Below are 18,005 nucleotides of genomic sequence, written 5' to 3' on the forward strand. Positions count from 1 at the left end.
CGGCCGGTACCTGCGCTGACAACAACACCGGCTACCAGGCCAGCCAGATAACATGCCGGGCGCCCTTGCCGGGGCGATGAGCCCGAACGGTGATTGCTTCGGCTGCGAATCCGATTTTGCGCAAGCGCTCGGTAAAGGCAGGGTCCTGCCCGGCAGACCAATAAGCCACAACACCCTCGGGGCTCAACGCTGACTGGGCGGCGGTCAACCCGGGGACCGAGTATATCCAGTCATTCTCTTTGCGGGTCAGGCCTTCGGGTCCATTGTCCACATCCAGCAAAATAGCATCCCATGCCCCATCAGAGGCTTTCAACAACTCGCCGACGTCACCAATGTGAACCCGTGCCCGCGGGTCTGACAAGGGATTACCTGCTGCCGAGCCGAGCGGACCCCGGTTCCACTCCACCACCTCAGGCACCAGTTCCGCCACCGTTACCTCGGCACCCTCGCCCAACGCCTGCAAGGCAGCGGCCAGGGTAAACCCCATGCCCAGCCCTCCGATCAGAACCCGGGGCCGGGCAAAATCGGCAATGCGCTCACAAGCAAGCGTTGCCAACGCATCTTCAGAGCCGTGCAGGCGGCTATTCATCAGCTCGCCAGTATCACCAGCGATTTTGATGGAAAATTCGTCATTGCGCTGGAGCAGGCGCAATTCGGTGCCCTGACCCGGAATTTTAGCGGTACCTATCTGATTAAAACGGGCCATGGAACCTCGTAAGCGGAATCATCGGGATGAGGATATTAGCGCGTGAACACTGGCACATACCAGACTCAACAGGAATGTTATCACTGTGAATCGGGACAGACTGATTTAATCTGGCAGCAAGAACTTATAAATCATCTCGTCGGCCGAAAATCTAACCCGGACTCGGACATGATCCTGCGCAGCATTCTTGTATTCTTTTTTACAATCGGCCCAGCCGCAGGAAAAACCCTGACCCTGGCAGCAGAAGACAATTATTATCCGTTTTCCGCGGAGATTGACGGTGAATTGGTGGGATTCGTGCCGGAACTGGCCGTGGCGGCGTTCAAGGCAGTCGGAGTCGATGTCAACTTCCGGACAGACCCCTATCCAAGAGTGCTTCTGCTGGTTGAACGCGGTCACGTGGCTGGCGGTTTTACCGGTGCTATTGATGAGTCCAATGAGTCTGCCTTCCACTGGCACTCAACCCCACTGAGCGTCGTGCAATTGGCAATCTGGGGGCGAACGGGCCTGGACAAGGAAGGCCTGACCGCAAAAGACATGCACGGCGAACGGGTCTCGGTCACCCGGGGATTTTTCTACACTGACGCAATCGACACCAATGACAAGATCCTGAAAATTGTCGCGCCATCGGATGCGAGCAGTCTGAAGATGCTGGCGTTGGGTCGATCAGACTATGCCCTGGTCACAGAAAACATAGGAAACACGATTGTTCGCGAATCCGTCCACCCCCTACTGGAGACAAGAGTTGAAATAGTGGGTCTTATCGCTGAAGTGCCGTTGTTTGCTTTCTTCTCAAAATCGCACCCCGAAGGCAAAGAGGCCTCGGTGCTCTTTCAGCAGGGTATTGAAATAATTATCGAGAACGGTACCTATAGCGAATTAATGGAACGCTGGCAGGACTAGTTTTCCAACTGCTCCCGAGACCGGCCTTCAATTAACGGCTGACGTTCGTGCAGTTTTTCGGAAAGAAATTCCAGCACCATTCTCACTCGCGCCATCTGACGTAAATCCTGGTGGGTCAGCAACCAAAGATCGGTACCTTCAGCTTTCAACGGTGCTGATAATCGCCTCAAATCCGCGGTGCTATCGCCCATATAGCACGGAATCACGCCCACACCGCTGCCGGAACAGATCATTGAATACATCCCGTACAAACTGTTGCACCGAATAACCGGCTGAGTATCTTTCAGGTGTTTGCGATACCAGCGGTTGGTTGCCAGATGACTGAAACTTTCATCGGGCACCACCCAGGCTTCCGCTTCGGGATGGTCGGGATCAAATGGCGGGTGGCTATCGATGTAGTCATCCGAGGCATAAATGGCAGATTCGATCACGCCAATGCGCCGGCCAATCAGGGTTTCCTGTGGCTCATTCGTTGGCCTCAAGGCAATATCCGTGTCCCTGCGACTGAGACTGAGCACTTCATTGCCGGTTGTTACTTCAAGCTGAATGCCCGGATGAAGCGCTACAAATTCGCTGAGGATCGGATTTATCAGGCAGCTCAGCAGAGTGTCCGTGGTGGCCAGCCGAACTTTCCCGACCGGCCTGGCGTCCTGCCCCATCAGCTTTCGTTCCAGACTGTCCATGTCCTGGCTCAGGCGCTCAGCCTCATTGAACGCGGTTTCTCCCGCCGGAGTCAGTTGAACACCATCCCGTGTGCGCTCGAATAACTGCACCCCAAGCTGCTCTTCCATCTGGTCGAGACGGCGCAAAACGGTGGTCTGATGGACACCGAGAATGTCTCCCGCCCGGGCCAGTGTGCCGCCCGTCGCTAACGCATGTATATACCGAAGATAGTCCCAATCCATTTGTCGCTGCATTTTTGCAAGTTAGGTATGAGTTTTAACGTATTTAGACTGCAAAAATAAACCTTTAAAGTACCCATAACAAGTCGATGACGACTTCAACGCAGCGAGAAAGGAGGTAAACCACCATGAACTACCAGAGCCAAAGCACCCCTCAACCTGTACCCTCCAGCGTCCTGCACAATAGCGTGGATGTCCGGGCACAGCATACCAGGGCAGCGGCTCGTCAGGCGGCGGGTTTCGCAAATAGAAGCCTGAAGTCGGTATATCGGCAGGTTCGTAACAAGCTGGCCTGGCAGGGCCCGGCAGCACCGCAGAGCTGAAATGAAAAATGGGTTGCAGACTTTATAAGCCGCAAACCCATTTTCTAGTCAGGATCCATTGAAGGGAGGAGTCTACCGGGGCTCTTCCCTTTTTCATGCCTGACGCCATCCACATCCGGTAAAACCTAGGACAGTTGCTTTCCCGGTTTTACGTAGCTCTTGATCAGTTCCTGCAAGGCGACTGCGTTCAACGGCTTATTGCAGAAGCCGTTCATTCCGGAGGCAAGGCAACGTTCCCGGTACCCGTGGCAGGTATTACTGGTCACTGCGATAATCGCGGTATCCGCATTTATCCGGGAGTGAGCTCTTATTTCCCGCGTTGCCTCAATCCCATCCATATTGGGCATCTGACCGTCCATCAGAATCAGATCCCAATGCTCATTCAGCGCGGCCTCAACGGCGGCCATACCGTCCTGGGCACTTTGGGACTCCACCCCAAGTTGCATCAGCTGTTTCCTGAGTATCATCCGGTTACAGGCGTCGTCATCCACCACCAGAACTTTCAGCTGCATCTTGGGCTCTTGCACCGCAGAAAACGGCGTTTCACTCTGAGGACTGGGCGCCATAAAGACCGATGTTTCCTTGCGCCGACCCAGCTCCGTGTCCGGAGGGTTCACTCTTGGAGGCGTGGGCATGGTGCAATTCTCCGGCGTCAGGGCTCTCGTCACTCGCTGCCGGTGATAGATCCAGCCGGCAAAGGCCAGCAACATTGCCATGACCGCGATAAAAATACTGGCCGGCACGTAAAATGATAACCAGGGCTCTGCTCGCGCCAGACCCAAGTTTTCAAAACTCGTCCAGAACAACGCCGAGACAACGGGAACTCCAATTATTAGCAAATAAAACATAAAGTTATAATACTTATCCAACCATTTTTTACCGGTTGATTGGTCTATCGAGGAGATGAAGTTGAATCCTTGCCGATGGGATCTGGACTTTTTAAATAACTGCAGCGAATGCATTATTGTTACCCCCGGTAGTGCAAGCGCTCAGTGTTGGCGAAGCATTGATCAGCGGCTCTCCATTGCAAATGGCGCTTACCTCTGGAGAATACCAGCCTGACTTTTTGTAACATTGCGTCAACACTCCACTTCGTTTCGTAAACTTCTTGTAAAGTTAAACTTAGCATCGTGATAAATTCGGCGGCATGACATAAGTTAAGAAACAAACGGAATCGGGGGCTCGGAGGGAAAATTTATGGGTGCCAGCTGCATCATCAGGCATTTTGAGTTCTATTCACCGCTCACCGACCAGGACAAGAAATTACTGGATTCCCTTGAAAAGGCCCCAAGATGCGTAGTCAAAAATGAATCCGTTTGGCAGGAAGGCGCCTCGACAGACCATTTCTATACCGTCAGAAAAGGATGGATGTACGCTTATCGAAATATGGAGGACGGTACTCGGCAGGTGCTCGATATTTTTGTACCGGGGGACATTGTCGGGCTTCGGGAGTTCGCCTTCAGAAAACGTATCTCCGGATTGACCGCACTGACCGATGCCGAAATTTGCCCGTTTCCGAAAAAAAGAATGCTCGACGTTTTTTCCCAGTCGCTACTGCTGTGCCACATATTCTTCATGATTGCCTCGCGGGACCAGTCAATATTGCTGGAACGGCTGGTCAATCTCGGTCGGCGCTCTGCCAAGGCAAAGCTGGCCCACTTTCTGGTGGAAATATCACGACGACTGGAAAAAACAAATGTGGATATCGGTAACCATTACCGGATACCGCTGAGTCAGGGCCTGTTGGCAGACGCATTGGGGCTGAGTGCTGTGCATGTCAACCGTACATTTCAGGAACTCAAGGAGGAGGGTCTGGTCAATCCCCGGCACGGTGGCATCGAGCTGCTTGATCTGGAGGGGCTCAAAGCGGTGGCGGGCTTTGATCCGAGTTATCTGGAGGAGGATGTCCACGGCCTGCTGGCGGAAGCCCGGGCACGACATATAGCGACCTGAGGCATGCTGCGCTGGCCAAAAGTGGAACCGCCGGGCCAGCACAGTATGAACCTTCGAAATCAGGACACTTCGCTAAGCGCCTCTTCAACGATTTTCAGGCCTTCTTCCAGCACATCGTCCTCGATGGTGAGGGGCATCAGAAACCGGATGGTATTACCGTACATGCCACAGCTCAACAGGATCAGGCCTTTCTCTTTGGCCTTCTTGGTTACCGCTGCAGCCAGGTCGGCGCGGGGTTCGCAGCTGGCCTTGTCAGTCACCAGCTCAAACGCTGCCATGGAACCGACGTTACGGGCATTGTCCACATGACTGAATCGATCCTGCCAATCGGCAAACCGGCTTTTGAGTTTTTCACCCAGTCGCTGGCTCATACCGAGAATGTCATCCTCTTCAAAGACTTTCATCGCCGCCAGCGCTGCAGCGCAGGCCGTGGGGCTGCCGGTGTAGGTGCCACCCAGGGAATTGGGGCCGGAGCTGTCCATAACCTTGTCAGTGCCGACAATCGCCGATATCGGCATACCGTCAGCCATGCTTTTGGCCATGGTCATGATGTCCGGTTCAACACCGCTGTGCTCAATGGCAAACATCTTTCCGGTCCGGCCAAAACCACTCTGGACTTCATCCGCAATCATCAGGATGCCGTGCTCGTCACAGATCTCGCGAATCGCCTTCAGGAAGCTATGAGGTGCGGCATAGAACCCGCCCTCACCCAGAATAGGCTCAATCACGATCGCCGCAGTGTCTATCGGGTTGGCATCGGTTTTCATGACCATTTTCAAGCCCCGCAACGCTTCGTCTTCGCTGACACCGTGGTAAGGCACAGGGTAAGGCGCTCGGAAGACAGTGCCCGGCATCGGACCAAAATCCGTCTGATAGGGGTTGACCTTGCCGTTCATCGCCATGGTCATGAACGTACGGCCGTGATACCCACCGTCGAAGCAGATTACATTGGTCCGGCCGGTTGCGGCGCGGGCAATCTTCAGGGCATTTTCCAGTGCCTCGGCACCGGAGTTCGCCAGCATGACTTTGCCGTGGCCACGAACCGGTACGATCTGGCTCAGTTTCTCCGCCACTTTCACATAACCCTCGTAGGGCATAACGGTCTGGCAGGTGTGCATGACTTTATCGAGCTGGGCTTTCACCGCTTCAACCACCTTCGGGTGGCGATGGCCCAGATTCAACACCCCGATGCCGCCGGCAAAATCAATCATCCGTTTGCCGTCGGCATCCCATAACTCAGCGTTCTTCGCGTGATCAGCAAACTGCTCGTTGGGGCTTGCTGCACCAGCGGCGACGTATTTTTCCTTCAGTGCCTGCAACTCTTTGTTGCTGCTCATTCGTTCGTCTCCATTGGTCGTGTCGTTGTGATAAGACCAACAGTATGGCGCTTTGCCGGGCTTTTTTCCAAGGCTTGAAGCCAAAGTCCGGCCCTCCGGTGGCTTTTTTTTTGCAGGCGACTTCGACCAATCGCTAGCTTTCTGCCGTCTGTCCCGGCATGACCAGATTTGAATCAACTTCCAATTCATCAAACCGCCCAAGCTGTGACGTTTCCCGGGTGACCATCGCCGCCCGAATCAATTTACGGCTGGACGTCCCCATGGCCGGGAACACCGACTGGCCAACACGCCACTGAATCGGATTCCTACCACTGCCAATAACTGCAGGCAGGCTGCGCAGGCGTTTGTACATAAAGCCGTGTTGTTCATTTTCATGATCGCGCACAATAACGGTAAACGCGCTGTTGGAGTAACGCGCCATAAAAGTGCCAGCATCAAGCCTCGCCTTCAGTTCGTTGCCAACCTCAAGAACAAAATCATCCAGCGCATCGGCGTCCAGGGTGTTCGATAATTCACGAAAATTTCCTATATTCAGATACATTAAAGCGAAGGGGTGCCGGGCGGCATTGGGACGGGCCAGCACCTTGAGCAGTTCACGCTCGAGACCCGAGCGGTTTGGAAGCGCTGTGACGCCATCGAAGAAGGCCACTTGCCGGGCTCGCTGCTCAAGCAATTCAGCCTCTTCACGCCCGGCTTTCACAGCTTTCAGATCGAGTGCAGTAACAGCAATAGCCACCAGCAGCAAAGCGCTGCAAAGCAGGGCCAGTGGAATACCCATCCAGTCTCCGCTCAGGGTGTTGCCGGCGCCCGGCACAGCACCCTCCGGATACATTAACGCGAACATACCGGTATAATGCATGCCACAGATTGCCAGGGCCATGATCAGGGCAGCTGAAAGCTGCATGATAATTGCCTTGATCCCGGTGACCTGTCGGACCTGCCGGCAAATAGCCAGAGCCAGGCCAGAGGCGGTCAGGGCGATCACTACCGAGATAGCCAGGAATAACCCATTGATGACCGGGGGCGCAGACATTTTCATGGCATACATGCCAATATAATGCATCGCAACAATACCACCACCCATCAATACGCTCGCACCGATCAATTTACCTGCACTCAGCTGTTTTCGCCCGATCATGTTGAGCGCAATGCCAGATGCCACTACAGCCGCAAGCCAGGACACCAGTGTCCACAAAGCATCAAAACTCATCTCGGCAGTCATGGTCATCGCGCTCATACCGACAAAATGCATGGTCCAGACACCTGTCCCCATGGCAAGGGCGCCGACGACGAGCCAGCGTACCCGGTGCCCGCCGACGTCATCCGCCAGGCGGGCACCAAAATACAAGGCGTTATAAGACGCTAAAACTGCTACCACATAGGAAGCAACAATCAGGGCTACATCGTATTCGGTCATCATTACTCGATCTCTTTTCCAGTACCTGCGACGTTTTCCCCGTCAGATCAAACTGGCGGATAAACACTAAAATTCACGAATAGATACGCAAGTAATGAGAACAGATTCACGGAATTTTGTTATTGATTTGTAAGCGATTTGTGAATTATCGTCGAAACCGGACTTCCAACACCACGGCCGAATTCGTCCGCTCCACCCCTTCCAGGTTACCTATCTGGTCGAGCACAGCGCTCAGCGCCTCAAGGGACTGCGCCTGCACTATGGCTATAAGGTCATACTCACCGCTGACCGAATACAGTTGCGCTACCTCACCAATCTGCTCCAGTGACGAATTGGTGCGAGCAGTGAGCTTCTGATGAACCTTGATGGAGACATGAGCCTCAACCTGATTGGCAGAATATTCACCGCCCACTTCCAGCGAATAACCCCGGATAACACCGCCGGCCTCCAATCTTGCGATACGGTTCTGCACCGTTGAACGCGACATTCCCATTGCCCGGGCAAGATTCGAAATGCTCATCCGGGCGTCCTGCCGCAGCAGCATAAGCAGCTTTTGATCTTGTTGATTTATCATAATGATCAATACTTCCGTTATTTTGATCAATGGTCTCACTATTTCGACTAACCTGGAACTGCAAAACGACATTGAGACCGTTCATACTGGCGCCATACAGGAGGCCAGCCATGATTATTCGACCTATCTCCCATCAGGATCTGCCAGCGTTACATCAAATTGCGATCGAATCAGGTCCCGGGTTTACTTCCCTGATGGCGGATATAGACTATCTGGCCCAGAAAATTCAGCGGTCGATCGACAGCTTTGGCACCGACATCCAAAAGCCCGGCAAACAAAGCTATCTGTTTGTGCTGGAAGATGAACGGACCGGCGACATTATGGGGATTTCCGGTATTACCGCCGCTGCTGGTCTGGACAGCCCGCTCTACCACTATCACAAGAGCCAACTGGTGAATCATTCCCGTGCACTTGGCATCTTCAAGCGCTTTGATGTGCTGAACATGTGCAACCACTACACCGGCTGCACTGAGGTCTGCACGCTTTTCCTGCGCCCGCAATTCCGCCGCGCTCATGCCGGCAAGCTGCTGTCAAAGGTCCGCTTTCTGTTCATGGCGCAGCATCCTCAGCGATTTGCCCATACGGTCATTGCGGAAATGCGAGGGGTTTCAACCGAAGAAGGCCACTCGCCCTTCTGGAACTGGTTCAACGAACATTTTGTAGATCTGGACTTTGCCGCGGTTACCGAACTGGTGGGGACCGGCAACAATGGTTTTATCGCCGAACTGATCCCCAAATACCCGCTTTACACCCAATTGCTCAGCAAAGACGCCCAAGAGGTTATCGGTCAGGTTCATGAGCAAACCCGGCCAGCACTTCATATGCTCGAGTGCGAAGGTTTTCGCCACAAAGGTTATATCGACCTGTTTGATGCCGGACCAACGGTCGAGGCGGAGTTCAGCCAAATCAGCAGCATTGCAACCTCGGTTCAATGTCAGGTCCAGGCGGTTAGCGCCAGCACGCCCCTGCTCAGCCGACACCGAAATCAAAACCGGTCTGAGTTGCTCGCCATTGCAAACACCCGAACTGGCGATTTCCGGGCAACTGTGACGGATCAGGGCACTTACCTGCCCCAGCATAATCTGCTACAACTACCGGCCACGCTGGTCGAGTCCCTCGGTTTGCAGCACGGCGGATCGGCACGGTGTCTTAAGCTGACCGCAACCGGGGCCCGCATCCTGCCGGAAGCTGTCGACGCATCGGGGACTCAAGTGAACGCAACAATATACGCCAATTAACACGCCGATTAAGGAGTGATGGTATGCACTCGGACAGAACCACCCTGTTTCGCCACCTGTGGGAAAGCTATCGCCAGGTCACCCCATCCGCTGAAGAGATCCATCGCTTGCTCGGAGACACCCAGGGTGACGAAATTGTCAACGACCACATAGCGCTCCGCACTTTCAATCTTGAAAAGGTCAATCTGAGCAAACTCGCAGAGCATTTTCTGGTCTTGGGCTACACCGAAGGCGGTGACTATCATTTTGAGGGGAAAAAGCTCTACGCCAAGCATTTTGAGCACGAGGACCCGACCGCCCCGAAAGTGTTTATTTCAGAGCTCCTGGTCGAGCAATTCTCGCCCGAATTACAAGCCGTTGTTCGTAAGCTCGTCGATCAGGTAGACCCGGCTTCGGTCTCCGCAGACAACTTCCTCTATTCGGGCACCCATTGGCAGGTGGACTATGAGACCTATCAGCAATTACTGAACGAGAGCGAATACGCTGCCTGGCTGGCAGCCTGGGGCTACCGCGCCAACCACTTCACTGTCAGCGTCAATCACCTGGCCCGCTTCCACTCGGTCGAAGACGTCAACAAGGCGCTTAAAAATGAAGGTTACGTGATAAACAGTTCCGGTGGCGAAGTGAAGGGGTCGCCCGAGGAATTACTGGAGCAGTCATCTACCATGGCTGACCGAATCGAAGTCCGGTTCAGCGATCAGACCCGAACCATTCCCAGCTGTTTTTATGAGTTTGCACGACGTTACCCGAAACCCGACGGCCAGTTATACTCCGGCTTTGTTGCAGCTTCTGCGGACAAGATCTTTGAAAGCACCAATGCGGGCATGTGACGCCCTGGTCCTCGTGTCCTGCCTTGCCGCTCAAGCGTAAAACTCGCCGTAACGGCTGCGGATAAAGCCTTTGAGTTGTGGCAGGTTGGGGTCACTGCGGTCGAATACCAGCCCGGCGGTATGCCCTTGCCGCCAAACCACATCGGCCTTGATGTTGGCGAAGGGGAACCGGAGCTGCAGTTGCTTGACCTCTCCACTCATGCCCCGTGCCCGAACCCTCAGGCCGGTGCGGGATATGTTGGTAATGATCAACGAGAGTTCCCTCTCGCCGTCACTGGCAGGAAGTTGAGCCAGATGACGACGTCTGGGCGAACGGCGTAATGCAGCCACCAACTGGCGGCGTACGTTTTCCTGAATGATATAAGCAACCCAGATAGCAATAGCGCCACCTCGGATAAAGCCATATCCGAAACCAGCCGCCAGCTGTTGCCACTGGGCACCACCCCGGGCCATCGAAAAACCATAGATAGCCACCACTTGAAGCGCACCACTCAACAGACCCAATATCAGACCCATCTTGACGGCGTGCTGGAGAATTTCCCGTTTGTCGCCAAAGGTATCAGTACTCAGGCTGTTGATCACCACCACTGACATTGACCCGAAGGACATGGCCAGGGCCCAGAACGCGACGTGTCGGCCAATTCGGTCACCGGGGTCGGTAGCGATAATATTGAAATATAAATAGGAGGCTATTGTTGCCGTCAACATGGCCACCACATAAACCCAAAGGCCGGGCGTGGATTCCTGGGCCTGGGAGACGCGGTCAAACACCAGCCCGGTCAGAATAGCGGCAAGATAGGAGAGCAGACTTCCGACACTCCAGCGCAGCCAGGTATCCAACGGAATGCCCCCTTCACTACCGCCATAGGTAGACCTGTAACCCAGATACAGGAATACAGTGACCGCGCACACTACCGCAATACCGGCTACGCAGATAACCGCGGGTTCCAGGAGCTGAATATCACGGCTGTCTGTCGCATCAAGGAACAAGCCATAGTTTTTGAGCACCGTGTACTGGTCCGAGCGTTTGCTGTACTTGCGAACCACGAATTTACACAGAGCCTCATAAAGCCTGGCCTCCAATGCATCCAGTTCGGCCAGTGTCTTGGCGTAAAGATCTGAATTTTCCTCCAGCCGGGGTAATACGTGGGCAATATTGTCCAGACGGCTTTCGGCATCCAGAGAGTCCTCTCGACTGAAATAACTGACACCGATACCTTTAATGACCAGCAGCAGGTAGGAAGCTTTGACGAATCGCCAGGTCAGCGAGTCCCGTTTGCGTTCTTCTGCCAGGTTATCGGCCACCTGCTGCCAATACTCTGCATCCGGAAGACCTCGCATTTTCTGGAACAGTCGGTCGAGATACAGAGGCTCGGGCTGAAACGATTCCTCACGGGCGCGAAGCTGATGCATGACATCTTCGACCGCCTTGGGAATTCTGGCCCAGGTTTGAAGCTTGCTGCGCCATATCTCGTCGTAGTGATTGACTCGGGGCACATTCATCAGGGCAATCAGGGCAAGCGCTGTAAAAGTGTAACTCTGCTCCCCCATCACGCCCTGAACCAGCCCAACGGGCTCCGCCCCCGCCAGATCCATCAGCTGGAACACCACGTTGGAGCCCAAATTACGCAGCACGGTAATGAACAGCAGGAAGGTCAGCAGGTACAGAGCAAGGAAAAGCGAATAGCGGGCGCTGTCGATGTATTCCCGCGGAGAACCGGAGAATTGGCCTTTGTCTGCCTCTGGCCATTGTGCAAATCGCTCCGCCACAACAAACAGTAGGATCAGTCCGAAAAAAAATATATCAATCAGGAGGTTGGTTGGCGTACCCAGTGTTTCAGACATCACAATTACTCCGTATCCGCAGGTTTCTGGGGAATCCGGAAGACTGGCTAATACTTCAACGACGCTCTGTAACAACAGACTTCAAAGCGGCGGGATACCGCACACCAACCGATTTAAAACCCTGATTCCCAGGATGGCTTTACCAGAGAATCCTGTTTTATTGATTAATTGTCAGGCCAAAAAAATCATCTGTCAAAAGGTCCCGGCAAGAACGGTGTTTCCACGGATTACCCAACAGACACTTACCTCACTTTACTACCTGTTACGAAGCGCAACCGTTTTACAATTGAACGAAAGTGTAAGCCGGCCTACTTTCGGAGGTAGGTCTCTGGCTAACCGCAACAAGGGGCTTTTCGAACAATAACACTATTGGCTGCGTGGATTGTCCGGACAGCCATGCCGATCATGCGAGGAGTGCGTGATGTCAGCGTCGATTAACCATCTTGAGGAACGTATAAAAGAAGAGGGTGACCCTCTTCTTGAAATCTTGCCGGCTGCGATTACCCTGGCGATGATGCTCCGCCATCGCAAAATGGCTGCCTGGCTTCGAGTTGAGTTTGAGGGCTACCCGGAAGACGAGTCACTGCCGCCCTACCGTCGCGAGTTCCCGGGCCACATCATGGCCAAATTTCCTCAATACGGCTGGATACCTGCACCAGTCGACGAACAACAGAATCTTGACTTCGGCCGCGTTGACATCAGCGAGGGCGTGAAAGTTGCCGAGCGCGTATGCATGAACTGCAAGAAGGGCACCGGTAATCAGATTACCCTGTCCCGGGAACGACTGGCCTTGCTTCGGTCTCAGATCAACCAGACCGGGGATCTGGCGATCACCATCAGCCGGGTTTCTTACTCCAAGATGCTGCGTATTATCCGTTCAGCCGTTTATCTGTGGAGCCTCGAGCTCATTGAGCTCGGCCTGGCCGGTGACCATAATTCTTTTAAAGAAGCCGACAAGGTGAAAGCGGCCCATCTGGATGACCCTGAGGTGTTCTGGCGGCGGGCGATGGAAGAAGAGGCCAACTTGCCCATTCCCGATGTCCGCTCCTCCGGCTTTTTCGAGCGCATGTTTGGCCGGACCGGCTGAGATTGGGCCGTATCCTAGCGTTCGGGTGTTTCTTTATTCTTGAGAAATTTCCGGACGAAACGATCCGTCAGAAAAAGCTGGGCGAGAGCCGGGTAAGGCAGGAAGTGCAGCAGCAGAATGGCAACAGCTGCGCCGTCAAACCCGGCCAGTAATGAGACATAAAGCCCCCACGCCAGAAAGAGCGCCCCGAGAAATCCGATGTAAAACCACAGGGCACGGGAGCGCTCTTCGCTGGTTGGAACCCGTCCGAGAGCTCGCGCGACTGACCAACTGATATAGGCTGCAATGACCACCGCAACAATCAGGGAAACGGCGACTCCTCCAAAACCCAGAAGGTAACGAACAAAGAAGTTAATCAGAAAAAACAGGACGATGGCGCTAACAACGATGATCGTTACCCGCGAGCGTTTCAGATCTTCCATAAACAAACCTTTAATGGCTTAAACTGGTCAGGCGGCACAAGGATACCAGCTTTTAAGCCCGGTTTATCTCATCCGCGCCCTACCGGGCACACAGTAATCCTGACGGTCATTGGGGGACGTCCCTAGGGCACCGGTTGTGTTTTTGCTGCCAGATCTCCAAATGTAGTGGCATAGTGAATCTGGCCACCGGTGGTCGTTCACCTTCGGCGCACGTAAACTTTTGGTATTCAGGACAAAGGTGGGAGTTAATGCAGCAGAATGCGAAAACAAAATCAGTAAAACGTCGGTGGTTAATGCAACTACTTGCCGTGCTGATCACCGCCTTTATGGTCTTGACGGGATATCTCTGGTTCACCTTCGTCAGCCCCTTTGGTTACCAGGCACCGGATGATCTCGCGAAAATAGGGTCCTCGAGCACTCACCGGGTTTTTGTTTATGGCACGCTCCGGAAGCCCTGGGTCCGATGGCTGGTTACCGGACGGGCGGGTGAATCAGAACCCGCATTATTGCCCGGCCATCGAAAGCAGGACCTCGATGTAAAACCCGCCCCGGGCAATATGGCTGAAGGTGAGGTGATAGAAGTCAGTGCGGATGAACTCCAGCGTCTGGACCGATATGAACGTCTGGGCGTGCGATACGAACGCATCCGGTTAAAACTTCACGATGGCAGTGAAGCCTGGGTGTACAGGCTGATGGAGACTGTATCCCTGTTGGCAGAGCCCCTGCCAGAACAGCCTTAACACCACGGTAGTATTCCCTTAATACCCGCTTTCACAGTCTTCTTGCTAACTTGAAACCAACCGGCAACGCCGGCGTGCCCCACTGACAAGTACAAGGAGACCGATATGAGTGGCAAGAAAATACTGATGATTACCGGCGACTTTACCGAAGACTACGAAACCATGGTGCCCTTTCAGGCCCTAATGGCGGTAGGCCATACCGTGCATGCGGTCTGTCCTGACAAAAGCGCCGGCGACACCGTTGCAACAGCAATCCACGACTTTGAGGGCGACCAGACCTACACCGAGAAACCCGGCCACCGCTTTGCACTGAATGCCACCTTCGCCGACATCAACCCGGCCGACTACGATGCCCTGGTAGTGCCTGGCGGCCGGGCGCCGGAATACCTGCGCCTGAACAACGACGTCAAAACCATGGTGCGGCACTTCTTTGAGACCGACAAGCCGGTCGCAGCGATTTGCCACGGCGCGCAACTACTGGCTGCTGCAGGCGTTCTGGAAGGACGCACGTGTTCCGCCTATCCGGCCTGCCAGCCAGAAGTTGAGCTGGCCGGCGGGAGCTTCGCCGCCATCGACGTTGACTCGGCAGTAACCGATGGTAATCTGGTGACAGCACCGGCATGGCCCGCGCACCCGGCCTGGCTGGCACAGTTTTTCGAGCTGTTGGATCAATAATGGCGTGATCCGTAATCCAACGGGGCCGTAACTTTTCGGCCCCTGCCTGCGAGGGCACCGTTATGTGCAAGCTCTTTATTCAAGCCGACCCTGAACTCTGGGTCAGTCGCACGCACTCGCTACGAATCGATGGCATGGTTACGAGTGTACGGATGGAAAACGTCTTCTGGCAGGTATTGACTGAAGTGGCGGCCCGGGACGGCATGAACCTGCCGCAGATGATCACCCGCCTGTATCACGAGTCCATCGATGCAGGCCATGACCTGGGGAACTTCACCTCATTCCTGCGTGTATGCGCAATACGTTACCTGGCCCTGCAATTGAGCGGTGATATCCCACGAGATACCGCTGTGCCAATAGCGTCCCTTGATGCCAACACCATTCTGTCCCGAGCGAAAGACCACCTCCTGGATCAGCGCACTATCGACAAACCGGCTCACTGAATGAAGCTATCCTGATGAATTCGGTGATGTATTGTTAAAAACGATCAAATCTATCCTTTTCGGTAGCCTCGAGTAATCCAATCCCCGGTTCAATCAGTAACCACTTGCCTATGAGCCTCCGCCTGAACTTCGGGCCCAGCACACAATTTTATTCAAGCGGTGCCTGGAAGCTCCCCGAAATATTCGAATAATTTCCTTTTGCCGAGGTTTATTTCTAATGCCCCAACAACTGACGATTGCCCAACGACTGGGCCTGAGCTTTGGTCTTGTTCTCATTCTGATGATTGCGATAGCTCTCATCGGCATCAACCGGGTGGCCTATATCGACACAACCTTGACGGGTGTCAGTGAGGGTGCCGCTGAGAAGCAACGCCAGGCCATCAACTTCCGCGGCAGTGTTCATGACCGTGCAATTGCCATTCGTGACGCTGTCCTGGTGCGAAACGACCAGGCTTTGAACATGCACCTGAGGGAAGTCGACCGACTCAAGGGCTTTTACCAGGATTCCGCGCAGTCCATGGCGCGGCTTTTCCGGCAGCAACAGAATACGCGGGAAGAACTCAGTCTGCTCCAGCGCATCGAAGCCATTGAAGCTACTACCCTGGCCCTGACTGCAGAGCTGTTTGAACAGCGGCGGGACGGAGAGATTGAAGCCGCAAGGGAGTTCTTACTGGAGGAAGTATCACCCTCCTACACCGAGTGGCTCAAGCGCATCAACGCCATGATTGATTACGAGGAATCCCTGATCAGGGCCGAGCTCACCAGCGTTCGCGAAGTTGCCAGCGGGTTCCAATGGACCATTCTGGTGGCAACCGCACTGGCTATTCTCGCCAGTATCGTCGTGTCCCTGCTGATCATCGGGAAACTTAAATCCACCCTCGGAGCAGAACCTCAGCATGTGGCGGATGCCATCCAGCGGCTGCAGGTAGGCGAGTTGACCCAGAACATCGAAACCAGCTATCCAGACAGCGTCATGGGCACCCTTCGAAACGCCCTGACCCGACTGGCTGATACGATCGGGGAGGTACGTTCTGGCGCCGATGCCCTGAACAATTCCTCGGCTGAACTGAATACAACGTCGGAGAATAATAGCGACCAGATCCGGTTACAGGCCAAAGAAGCCGAACAGATGGCTGCGGCCATCAATGAAATGGCAGTGTCGGTTGCCGAAGTGGCGGATTACGCCGCCAAGGCGGCCTCCGCCACCCAGACTGCAGACCAGGAAGTCAAGATAGGTAGCCAAGTGGTGCAGGACACTGCCAGTGCTATCAACAGTCTCGCGGAAACGCTGGAAGATGCTGCCGAAACTGTTGAAGGGGTATCAAGGGACAGCGCCAATATCGAGCGAATCGTCGAAGTGATCAACGCTATTGCGGAACAAACCAATTTACTGGCACTCAATGCGGCTATTGAAGCAGCAAGGGCCGGTACCCATGGCCGAGGATTTGCTGTAGTAGCAGACGAGGTTCGCTCGCTGGCCACCCGCACTCAGGATTCAACCCGAGAAATCCAGGGAATGATTGGTAAATTGCAGGTCGGCGCCGGTCAGGCCGTTGCTGTGATGGAGAGCAGCCGTGATCTTGCACGAAAGACGGTGCAACAGACCAGGCATGCCACCACAGCGCTCGCCAGCATTGGCCGGGAAGTCGGCTCCATCAACGACATGAACGCCCAGATCGCCAGCGCCGCCGAACAGCAAAGCTCGGTCGCCGAGGAAGTGAACAGGAATATCACCCGGATCCACGATGCCACTGTCGAAACTTCAGCTGGGTCCGATCAGGTATCCGCCTCCAGCCGCGAGCTGGCCGAACTGTCAAATCAACTGACCAGAAAAGTCAGCTTCTTCAAAATCTGATCGGTTTTCGATGATTGTAAGATGACCAATCACCTAAGGGGGAGGCGCTGTAACCGACCTCCCACTAGCGGAATCGACGGGCCCGGGTGTAGCGATTTTGCCAGTACCGGTTGTTCAGGGAGGATTCTGTCACCCCGGCCGAGGAAGAGGCATGGATAAAACGGCTGCCGCCCATGTAAATGCCGGCATGCTGTTCTTTACCACCAATCCGGAAAAACACCACGTCACCCGGTTCAACCTGATCACGCCTGACCTCCCGGCCAGCAGTCAGCATCTGGCTGGTGGTGCGGGGCAATTGCTGGCCCAGCGCTTCACGGTATGCAGTCAGGATAAAACCGGAGCAATCGAAGCCATCGGATGTCATGCCGCCATAACGGTAGGGTGATCCTTCGTAGCGCTGGAACACCTGCTCAAGCTCATTGGCCAGGGCCGAATCAGCTTCCTCGGGCCACTGGACAGGAATCCCGGTAGCATAGCCATAGCGGCCCTGGTCCATAAGCGCCTGATTACTGGCACACCCGCCAAACCCCAGCGCCGCCACAACCAGCACCATTGATAGAGCGCGGCTCCGGGTACCTATGGGAGTTCTGGACAATATTCCGGACCGCCCTGGCATCAATAAACTCATGAAAAACGACCTTGCGTTGCAACCCTGAAAGCTTGAGTCTAGTCGTCCCATGAACTGATAGACAGGCTTTAATCATTACGCTGGCAAGATCTGACAAGGCCCGTGGACCGATACGGCGAGGGCCATT

The 18,005-nt window shown here is 54.5% G+C and carries 19 protein-coding genes; 10 read left to right on the forward strand and 9 right to left on the reverse strand.

The window, feature by feature from the left end:
- Positions 1–31: 31 nt before the first annotated feature.
- A complete protein-coding gene (locus tag F6Y09_RS15350) occupies positions 32–706 on the reverse strand; it encodes a spermidine synthase (protein WP_152207800.1) in 675 nt (224 codons plus the stop codon).
- A gap of 168 nt (positions 707–874) precedes the next feature.
- Between F6Y09_RS15350 and F6Y09_RS15355 the strand changes: the two genes are divergently transcribed.
- Positions 875–1,609 (forward strand): substrate-binding periplasmic protein, encoded by a 735-nt coding sequence (locus F6Y09_RS15355; RefSeq protein WP_152207801.1) that lies wholly within the window; start codon positions 875–877, stop codon positions 1,607–1,609.
- Here F6Y09_RS15355 and F6Y09_RS15360 read toward each other — a convergent pair.
- On the reverse strand, positions 1,606–2,514 hold the full coding sequence (locus tag F6Y09_RS15360) for a LysR family transcriptional regulator (RefSeq protein WP_152207802.1): 909 nt from the start codon (positions 2,512–2,514) through the stop codon (positions 1,606–1,608). The genes F6Y09_RS15355 and F6Y09_RS15360 overlap by 4 nt on opposite strands.
- 125 nt (positions 2,515–2,639) lie before the next feature.
- Here F6Y09_RS15360 and F6Y09_RS15365 point away from each other — a divergent pair, with 125 nt between their 5' ends.
- Positions 2,640–2,834 carry a hypothetical protein gene (locus F6Y09_RS15365; RefSeq protein ID WP_152207803.1) on the forward strand — a complete coding sequence of 65 codons (195 nt, stop codon included), beginning with the start codon at positions 2,640–2,642 and terminating at the stop codon, positions 2,832–2,834.
- Positions 2,835–2,959: 125 nt separating this feature from the next.
- Here the strand turns inward: F6Y09_RS15365 and F6Y09_RS15370 are convergent, their stop codons facing one another.
- Positions 2,960–3,616 (reverse strand): response regulator, encoded by a 657-nt coding sequence (locus tag F6Y09_RS15370; RefSeq protein ID WP_179959436.1) that lies wholly within the window; start codon positions 3,614–3,616, stop codon positions 2,960–2,962.
- Between the two features lie 415 nt (positions 3,617–4,031).
- Between F6Y09_RS15370 and F6Y09_RS15375 the strand changes: the two genes are divergently transcribed.
- On the forward strand, positions 4,032–4,787 hold the full coding sequence (locus tag F6Y09_RS15375) for a Crp/Fnr family transcriptional regulator (protein WP_152207805.1): 756 nt from the start codon (positions 4,032–4,034) through the stop codon (positions 4,785–4,787).
- Between the two features lie 59 nt (positions 4,788–4,846).
- Here the strand turns inward: F6Y09_RS15375 and gabT are convergent, their stop codons facing one another.
- From gabT to F6Y09_RS15390, 3 genes are all read right to left on the reverse strand, one after another.
- Positions 4,847–6,124: a 4-aminobutyrate--2-oxoglutarate transaminase gene (gene gabT / locus F6Y09_RS15380; protein WP_152207806.1), complete on the reverse strand. Its 1,278-nt coding sequence runs from the start codon at positions 6,122–6,124 to the stop codon at positions 4,847–4,849.
- Between the two features lie 133 nt (positions 6,125–6,257).
- A complete protein-coding gene (locus tag F6Y09_RS15385; RefSeq protein WP_152207807.1) occupies positions 6,258–7,544 on the reverse strand; it encodes an MHYT domain-containing protein in 1,287 nt (428 codons plus the stop codon).
- 142 nt (positions 7,545–7,686) lie between these two features.
- Positions 7,687–8,115, reverse strand: a complete 429-nt coding sequence (locus tag F6Y09_RS15390; RefSeq protein ID WP_152207808.1) for an Lrp/AsnC family transcriptional regulator — start codon at positions 8,113–8,115, stop codon at positions 7,687–7,689.
- 110 nt (positions 8,116–8,225) lie between these two features.
- Between F6Y09_RS15390 and astA the strand changes: the two genes are divergently transcribed.
- Both astA and F6Y09_RS15400 read left to right on the forward strand, forming a co-directional pair.
- A complete protein-coding gene (astA, locus tag F6Y09_RS15395; protein ID WP_152207809.1) occupies positions 8,226–9,353 on the forward strand; it encodes an arginine N-succinyltransferase in 1,128 nt (375 codons plus the stop codon).
- Positions 9,354–9,376: 23 nt separating this feature from the next.
- Positions 9,377–10,183 carry a DUF1338 domain-containing protein gene (locus tag F6Y09_RS15400; RefSeq protein ID WP_152207810.1) on the forward strand — a complete coding sequence of 269 codons (807 nt, stop codon included), beginning with the start codon at positions 9,377–9,379 and terminating at the stop codon, positions 10,181–10,183.
- A 30-nt stretch (positions 10,184–10,213) separates the two neighbouring features.
- Here the strand turns inward: F6Y09_RS15400 and F6Y09_RS15405 are convergent, their stop codons facing one another.
- On the reverse strand, positions 10,214–12,028 hold the full coding sequence (locus tag F6Y09_RS15405) for a PilZ domain-containing protein (protein ID WP_152207811.1): 1,815 nt from the start codon (positions 12,026–12,028) through the stop codon (positions 10,214–10,216).
- A gap of 421 nt (positions 12,029–12,449) precedes the next feature.
- On the opposite strand from F6Y09_RS15405, the gene F6Y09_RS15410 reads away from it, so the two are divergent.
- Entirely contained in the window at positions 12,450–13,115 is a 666-nt protein-coding gene (locus tag F6Y09_RS15410) for an AbiTii domain-containing protein (RefSeq protein WP_152207812.1), read from the forward strand.
- A gap of 14 nt (positions 13,116–13,129) precedes the next feature.
- Here the strand turns inward: F6Y09_RS15410 and F6Y09_RS15415 are convergent, their stop codons facing one another.
- Entirely contained in the window at positions 13,130–13,537 is a 408-nt protein-coding gene (locus F6Y09_RS15415) for a hypothetical protein (protein ID WP_152207813.1), read from the reverse strand.
- A 293-nt stretch (positions 13,538–13,830) separates the two neighbouring features.
- On the opposite strand from F6Y09_RS15415, the gene F6Y09_RS15420 reads away from it, so the two are divergent.
- The 4 genes from F6Y09_RS15420 (at position 13,831) to F6Y09_RS15435 (ending at position 17,250) form a co-directional block, all read left to right on the forward strand.
- Entirely contained in the window at positions 13,831–14,277 is a 447-nt protein-coding gene (locus F6Y09_RS15420) for a gamma-glutamylcyclotransferase family protein (RefSeq protein WP_152207814.1), read from the forward strand.
- A 105-nt stretch (positions 14,278–14,382) separates the two neighbouring features.
- The gene (locus tag F6Y09_RS15425) at positions 14,383–14,952 is read left to right on the forward strand and encodes a DJ-1/PfpI family protein (RefSeq protein ID WP_152207815.1); all 570 of its coding nucleotides are present in this window, start codon (positions 14,383–14,385) and stop codon (positions 14,950–14,952) included.
- A 62-nt stretch (positions 14,953–15,014) separates the two neighbouring features.
- Entirely contained in the window at positions 15,015–15,395 is a 381-nt protein-coding gene (locus tag F6Y09_RS15430; RefSeq protein WP_152207816.1) for a ribbon-helix-helix domain-containing protein, read from the forward strand.
- 217 nt (positions 15,396–15,612) lie between these two features.
- Positions 15,613–17,250: a methyl-accepting chemotaxis protein gene (locus F6Y09_RS15435; protein WP_152207817.1), complete on the forward strand. Its 1,638-nt coding sequence runs from the start codon at positions 15,613–15,615 to the stop codon at positions 17,248–17,250.
- A gap of 64 nt (positions 17,251–17,314) precedes the next feature.
- On the opposite strand, the gene F6Y09_RS15440 is transcribed toward F6Y09_RS15435, so the two are convergent.
- The gene (locus F6Y09_RS15440) at positions 17,315–17,878 is read right to left on the reverse strand and encodes a C40 family peptidase (RefSeq protein ID WP_246180553.1); all 564 of its coding nucleotides are present in this window, start codon (positions 17,876–17,878) and stop codon (positions 17,315–17,317) included.
- Positions 17,879–18,005: the final 127 nt, after the last annotated feature.

This window comes from Marinobacter changyiensis (assembly GCF_009193265.1).
GTDB lineage: Bacteria > Pseudomonadota > Gammaproteobacteria > Pseudomonadales > Oleiphilaceae > Marinobacter > Marinobacter changyiensis.